Here is a 5449-nt window from a genome sequence, read left to right on the forward strand (position 1 = left end):
TGCCGATGCTGCCGGTGAGCCACGGCGTGCCGCTCACCTGCCTGCACATCCTGCTGTACACCGTGCTGCTGGCGGCCGTCTCGTACCTGCCCGCCACCCTCGGCCTCTCGGGCGGCATCTACGTGGCGCTGGTGAGCGTGCTCAACCTGGGCTACCTGCGCGAAGCCTGGGTGCTGTGGCGGCATTACTCCGACGCCCGCGCCCGCCACGCCTTCCGCTACTCGCTGATCTACCTCACCGGGCTGTTCGCGGCGCTCTTCCTGGATCGGCTGCTGTGAGCAGAAGCTACCGCCTCCTCGCCAGCCTCGCGTTGGTACTCGCGCTGATCGTCGTGTCGATGGGCGCCTGGGTGCGCCTGTCCGACGCTGGCCTCGGCTGCCCGGACTGGCCCGGCTGCTACGGCCAGCTGATCGGCGTGCCCGAAGCCGCCCACGAAGTCACCCGCGCCGAGGCCGCCTTCGGCAAGCCGGTGGAGGCGCCCAAGGCCTGGAAGGAGATGATCCACCGCTACGCCGCCGGCACGCTGGGGCTGTGCATCCTCGGCCTTGCAGTGCTTGCGTGGCGTCAGCGGGCCCGGCGCGGGCCGTGGCTGGAGATCGTCCTGCTGGCGGTGGTGATCGGCCAGGCCCTGCTCGGCATGCTCACGGTGACGAAGCTCCTCAAACCGGTGATCGTCACCAGCCACCTGCTGGGCGGCATGACGACCCTGGCGATCCTCGCCCTGCTTTGGCTGCGCGAACATCGCCCGGCCCGGCCCGCCGCCACCTCCGCCACCTCCGCCGGCCTGCGCCTGCTGGCGGCCGGGGCGCTGCTCGCGGTGCTGGTGCAGATCGCCCTGGGCGGCTGGGTGAGCAGCAACTACGCCGCCGCCATCTGCGCGGATTTCCCCACCTGCCAGGGCAGCTGGTGGCCCGAGATGGACACCCACCACGCCTTCACGCTGGATCGCGAGCTGGGCGCCACCGCCTCCGGCGCGCTGCTGCCCGGCGCCGCCCTCACCGCCATCCACTTCACCCACCGGCTGTTCGCCGGCGTGGTGCTGATCGTCGTCGGCGGCCTGGGCGTGCTGCTGTGTCGCCAGCCGCTGCTACGCCGGCACGGCATGGCGCTGCTGGCGGCGCTGGCGCTGCAGATCAGCCTCGGCATCGCCAACGTGCTGCTGCAGCTCCCGCTGCCGCTGGCCGTCGCCCACAACACCGGCGCGGCGCTGCTGCTATGCGCCACCCTGGCCGCCGTGGCCCGGGTGTTCGAGCGAGAAAAAGCCCGCGGCCGGGTGCCAGCGGCGGGCTTTCCGAGGCGTTTCGAGGTAGTGCGCTAGAGCATCACCGTCTGTCCAAGTGGCTTTCCGAGGTCACAGGGCGCACCGCAAGAGAGGAAGCCGCTGACGAAGCCGCACAGCGGGCACAGGCTGCGCGTTACGCGGAAGAGGTCCGAAGGCTGGAAAAGAAGCAGCGCCACGAGCTGGAACAGCTTGATGAGACATGGCACAAGACAGAGCGGCAGCGCATTGCCGCCGAGATCAAGGAAGAGGAACTGCAAAAGCCGCGTGGGCCTGTGAACACGTTTGAGCAGGTGAAGCAGCCCGAGCGCGCAGCGCGACGACTGGATTCAGGTCGTCCTTCTGGGGGCGAGAGCGTGGAAGGGAAAGGTAGTCGTGATATTGATATTCATCGACCTAAACGGGATGCAATGTAATCTTTGATTGGCTGAGCCAACACCGCTTTACAGGCAAAAACAAAGGATGTGCGCGGCTGACCTGTGGCAGCGTCCACCACAACAGCACCTGTCGCGGGGTCGATTATCGGTTTACCCACTTTACGCGGAATTGATGACCCAGAAGTTGGCGCAACAGGCAAGCCGTTATAACCAACACCGCCATACGATACCACTTGGCCCTTTACCTCAATACAATATCTGAAGGCAACCATCTGGCCTCCCCATTCAAAACCTGTAGAGGAGCTGGCCAAGACATCATCTGGCGCACGCGCGGCAAATGTGGTGACTACGCCTTCTGGGCTGATAGGGTTCAGGTGGGTATAAACAATGGGGTCGGATGCCTTTTGAGGCTTTTGCAACAGCTCGGTAAAAGTGCGCGCGGCATCTGTGATGGGCTGATCAAAATCAGCCGCAACCCTGAATGTCGAATTCAAGAAATCTCGCATTCCAGCGTCTTCTACAGCAGGCAAAGTAGCTAAATCTGTAAATCGCTTCACAAACGAACGCGCAGCGGAGCCGACAACACGACGGTCTGTAAAATCTTTATAGTGCGGGGCAACCATCAGGTCATCACCCGACAGGGCTGGCATGGCAGGCACCATGGCCCCAACAGCGGCAGACGCAAGAAGAATTTGACGGAATGTCATCACAAAACCTCCAATAGCGGGGGTCGAGGGGGCAGCGATTGAGCCCCCGCCTTTCAGCCGCAACTTCTTATTTCCAGATTCTGTATCTTCTCTCACGTCGGCGACATGCTCAACTAAAGCGCCCCGCGCCGCCGGCTGGAGCGGGGCCGGCGGATCAGCCCGCCAGCGCGGCGAGCAGCTTGGCGTGGATGCCGCCGAAGCCGCCGTTGCTCATCACCAGGATGCGGTCACCTGCCTTCGCCTCGGCGACGATGGCCTTCACCAGCGCGTCCAGGTCGTCCTCGACCACCGTCTTGCCGGCGATGGGCGCCAGCGCGCCGCGGGCGTCCCAGCCCAGGTTGGCGGCGTAGCAGAACACCTTGTCGGCCTGGGCCAGGCTGGCCGGCAGCTGATCCTTCATCACGCCCAGCTTCATGGTGTTGGAGCGCGGCTCCAGCACCGCCAGGATGCGCGCGTCGCCCACCTGCCGGCGCAGGCCCTCGACGGTGAGGGTGATCGCGGTGGGGTGATGGGCGAAGTCGTCGTAGACCGTCACGTCGCGCACCGTGCCGCGCACCTCGAGCCGGCGCTTGACGCCCTCGAAGCGGGTCAGCGCGTCCAGCGCCACTTCAGGCGTCACGCCCACGTGGCGGGCGGCGGCGATGGCGGCCAGCGCATTGGCCCGGTTGTGGGTGCCCGACAGGGGCAGGCGCCTGCGGCCGATCTCGCGGCCCTCGAAACGCACCACCACTTCGTCCTCGAAGGCGCCCTCGGCCACCGACCAACCGGCGGCGTCGTTGAACCATTCGAGCTCCGACCAGCAGCCGCGCTGGATCACCCGTTGCAGCGACTCCTCGGCCCCGTTGGCGACGATCCGGCCCGACTTGGGAATGATCCGCACCAGATGGTGGAACTGGGTTTCGATCGCCGGCAGATCGGCAAAGATGTCCGCGTGGTCGAACTCCAGGTTGTTGAGGATCGCCGTGCGCGGGCGGTAATGGACGAACTTGGAGCGCTTGTCGCAAAAGGCGGTGTCGTATTCGTCGGCCTCAATCACGAAGAAGGGCGTCTCGCCCAGGCGCGCCGACACGCCGAAGTTCTTGGGCACACCGCCCACCAGAAAGCCCGGCTTCATGCCGACATCTTCGAGGATCCACGCCAGCAGCGAGGTGGTCGTCGTCTTGCCGTGGGTGCCGGCCACCGCCATCACCCAGCGCCCCTGCAGCACGTTCTCGGCCAGCCACTGGGGGCCCGAGACGTACGGCAGCCCCTGGTCGAGGATCGCCTCGAGGAGCGGGTTGCCGCGGGAGATCGCGTTGCCGACCACGAAGACATCCGGCGCAAGGCCTAGCTGATCGACGCCATAACCTTCGACGAGGCCGATGCCCTGCTCTTCGAGCTGGGTGCTCATCGGCGGATAGACGTTGGCGTCGCAGCCCGTCACCTTGTGGCCGGCGGCCCGCGCCAGCAGCGCCACGCCACCCATGAAAGTGCCGCAAATGCCAAGAATATGAATATGCATGGAATCCAGAAGGCGGCCGAAACAGCGCCGCAACAGTCGTGTGTAGAATGGGGCCTATTCTAATCGAACGGGGAGCTCCGACCGCCCATGCCGCGCCCTGCCGTTCCCCATCGCAGCAACCTCCGCCGCGAGATCGCCGCGCTGGCCGCCCGGATGATCGCCGAAGACGGCATCAGCGATTACGGCTTCGCCAAGCGCAAGGCCGCCCGCCAGCTGGGCGCCGTCAACGCCGACGAACTGCCCAACAACGCCGAGATCGAGGCCGAGGTCCGCACCTATCTGGCGGTTTTCCAGGATGAGGAGCACCTTGAACGCCAGCAGGTGATGCGCCTTGCTGCCATCGAGGTGATGCGCGAACTCGACGCCTTCCGCCCCTATCTCACCGGTGCCGTGCTCGAAGGCACCGCCGGCCGTTACTCCGAGGTCGAGATCGACCTCTTCCCCGAGAGCGCCAAGGAAGTCGAGATCTTCTTCCTCAACCAGAACGTCGCCTACGAACACCGCGAGCCGCGCCGCAACCAGCCCGACGGGCCCGAGGCCATCCTCGTCTTCGACTGGGACGACATCCCCTTCAAGCTGCGCATCTACGCCCAGGACATCGAGCGCGTCAGCCGCCGCGGCGCCCACGGCGCACGGCAGATGGAACGCGCCCGCCGCTCCGTCGTCGAAGCCCTCGTCAGCAACACGCCGGCCACCGCCGGCACCACGCCATGAACCGAACCCTCCGCATCGTCCTCGTCATCATCGTCGCCCTGGCCGCCGGCGCCGCCGGCATCTACTCGGCCCGCCGCAACACGCCCCCGGCCAGCGCCCCCACCGCCTCGCCCGAACAGCAGGCCGCCCTCGACAAGCTCCTCGCGCTGGAGCTGCCAGACAGCGGCAGCGCCAAACAGCCCCTCGCAAACTGGAAGGGCAAGGTGCTGGTGGTGAACTTCTGGGCCACCTGGTGCCCGCCATGCCGCAAGGAAATCCCCGCCTTCTCGGCGATGAGCGCCAAATACCAGGACAAGGGCGTCCAGTTCGTGGGGATCAGCATCGACACCGCCGACAACGTGCGCGATTTCCAGGCGGCCAACAAGGTCAGCTACCCGCTGGTGATCGCCTCGCCGTCAGTCGTGGGGCTCACCGAAGCCCTCGGCAACACCTCCCAGGCGCTGCCCTTCACCGTGATCGTCACCCAAAATGGCCAGCTCGGCCTCGTCAAGCTGGGCACCCTGTCCGAAGACGAACTCGACCGCAAACTGGCCGAACTGACCGGCTCCTGAACCCCGCCGCCGGCCCCTGGCGGTGGACAACTTGCGCCGAATTACGGCAAACTTGCGTCCATGACGCGCAAAAACCGCCATTGGGCCATCACCTCGGCTGAACAGACGCTGCACTGCGCGCATGTTCAGCCCGGCCCCGGGGCCGTGATTTTCCGCACGCTCGTCCGAGCGGCGCACACCCCCGCACCTGCGCGCTTCCGTCCTAGCGCCCTTCGCGCCTAATTCCAGATACCGGCTCCCTGCCCTTCGGCGGGGACCAGCTCATTCAAGGGGAACACAATGGATCTTCGCAAGCTCAAGAAATTGATCGATCTGGTCCA

General features: G+C 65.9%; 6 protein-coding genes and 1 pseudogene. 4 read left to right on the top strand and 3 right to left on the bottom strand.

Features of this window, described 5'->3' with window-relative positions:
• Both Q0672_RS18195 and Q0672_RS18200 read left to right on the top strand, forming a co-directional pair.
• A pseudogene (locus Q0672_RS18195) lies at positions 1-278 on the top strand (protoheme IX farnesyltransferase); the annotation flags it as partial.
• A complete protein-coding gene (locus Q0672_RS18200; protein ID WP_298624536.1) occupies positions 275-1318 on the top strand; it encodes a heme A synthase in 1044 nt (347 codons plus the stop codon). The pseudogene Q0672_RS18195 and the gene Q0672_RS18200, both read left to right, overlap by 4 nt.
• Here the strand turns inward: Q0672_RS18200 and Q0672_RS18205 are convergent.
• The 3 genes from Q0672_RS18205 to mpl all read right to left on the bottom strand — a co-directional run bounded on the left by Q0672_RS18205 (position 1315) and on the right by mpl (position 3864).
• The gene (locus Q0672_RS18205) at positions 1315-1539 is read right to left on the bottom strand and encodes a hypothetical protein (protein ID WP_153163085.1); all 225 of its coding nucleotides are present in this window, start codon (positions 1537-1539) and stop codon (positions 1315-1317) included. The genes Q0672_RS18200 and Q0672_RS18205 overlap by 4 nt on opposite strands.
• A 128-nt stretch (positions 1540-1667) precedes the next feature.
• Positions 1668-2363, bottom strand: coding sequence for a hypothetical protein (locus tag Q0672_RS18210; protein ID WP_153163084.1), 696 nt, complete (start codon positions 2361-2363; stop codon positions 1668-1670).
• A 154-nt stretch (positions 2364-2517) separates the two neighbouring features.
• Positions 2518-3864, bottom strand: coding sequence for a UDP-N-acetylmuramate:L-alanyl-gamma-D-glutamyl-meso-diaminopimelate ligase (gene mpl / locus Q0672_RS18215; protein ID WP_298624540.1), 1347 nt, complete (start codon positions 3862-3864; stop codon positions 2518-2520).
• Between the two features lie 153 nt (positions 3865-4017).
• Between mpl and Q0672_RS18220 the strand changes: the two genes are divergently transcribed.
• Together Q0672_RS18220 and Q0672_RS18225 are read left to right on the top strand one after the other, a co-directional pair.
• Positions 4018-4578 carry a hypothetical protein gene (locus Q0672_RS18220; RefSeq protein ID WP_228111994.1) on the top strand — a complete coding sequence of 187 codons (561 nt, stop codon included), beginning with the start codon at positions 4018-4020 and terminating at the stop codon, positions 4576-4578.
• Positions 4575-5129, top strand: a complete 555-nt coding sequence (locus Q0672_RS18225; protein ID WP_153163081.1) for a TlpA disulfide reductase family protein — start codon at positions 4575-4577, stop codon at positions 5127-5129. Before Q0672_RS18220 ends, Q0672_RS18225 begins: the two co-directional genes overlap by 4 nt.
• Positions 5130-5449: the final 320 nt, after the last annotated feature.

The organism is uncultured Zoogloea sp. (assembly GCF_937894855.1).
Classification (GTDB): domain Bacteria; phylum Pseudomonadota; class Gammaproteobacteria; order Burkholderiales; family Rhodocyclaceae; genus Zoogloea; species Zoogloea oryzae.

What these genes read in the sequence shown, in the direction of transcription:
- Q0672_RS18210 (WP_153163084.1), bottom strand. Translation starts at nt 2,363, where the DNA reads ATGACATTCCGTCAAATTCTTCTTGCGTCTGCCGCTGTTGGGGCCATG.
- mpl (WP_298624540.1), bottom strand. Translation starts at nt 3,864, where the DNA reads ATGCATATTCATATTCTTGGCATTTGCGGCACTTTCATGGGTGGCGTG.
- Q0672_RS18220 (WP_228111994.1), top strand. Translation starts at nt 4,018, where the DNA reads ATGATCGCCGAAGACGGCATCAGCGATTACGGCTTCGCCAAGCGCAAG.
- Q0672_RS18225 (WP_153163081.1), top strand. Translation starts at nt 4,575, where the DNA reads ATGAACCGAACCCTCCGCATCGTCCTCGTCATCATCGTCGCCCTGGCC.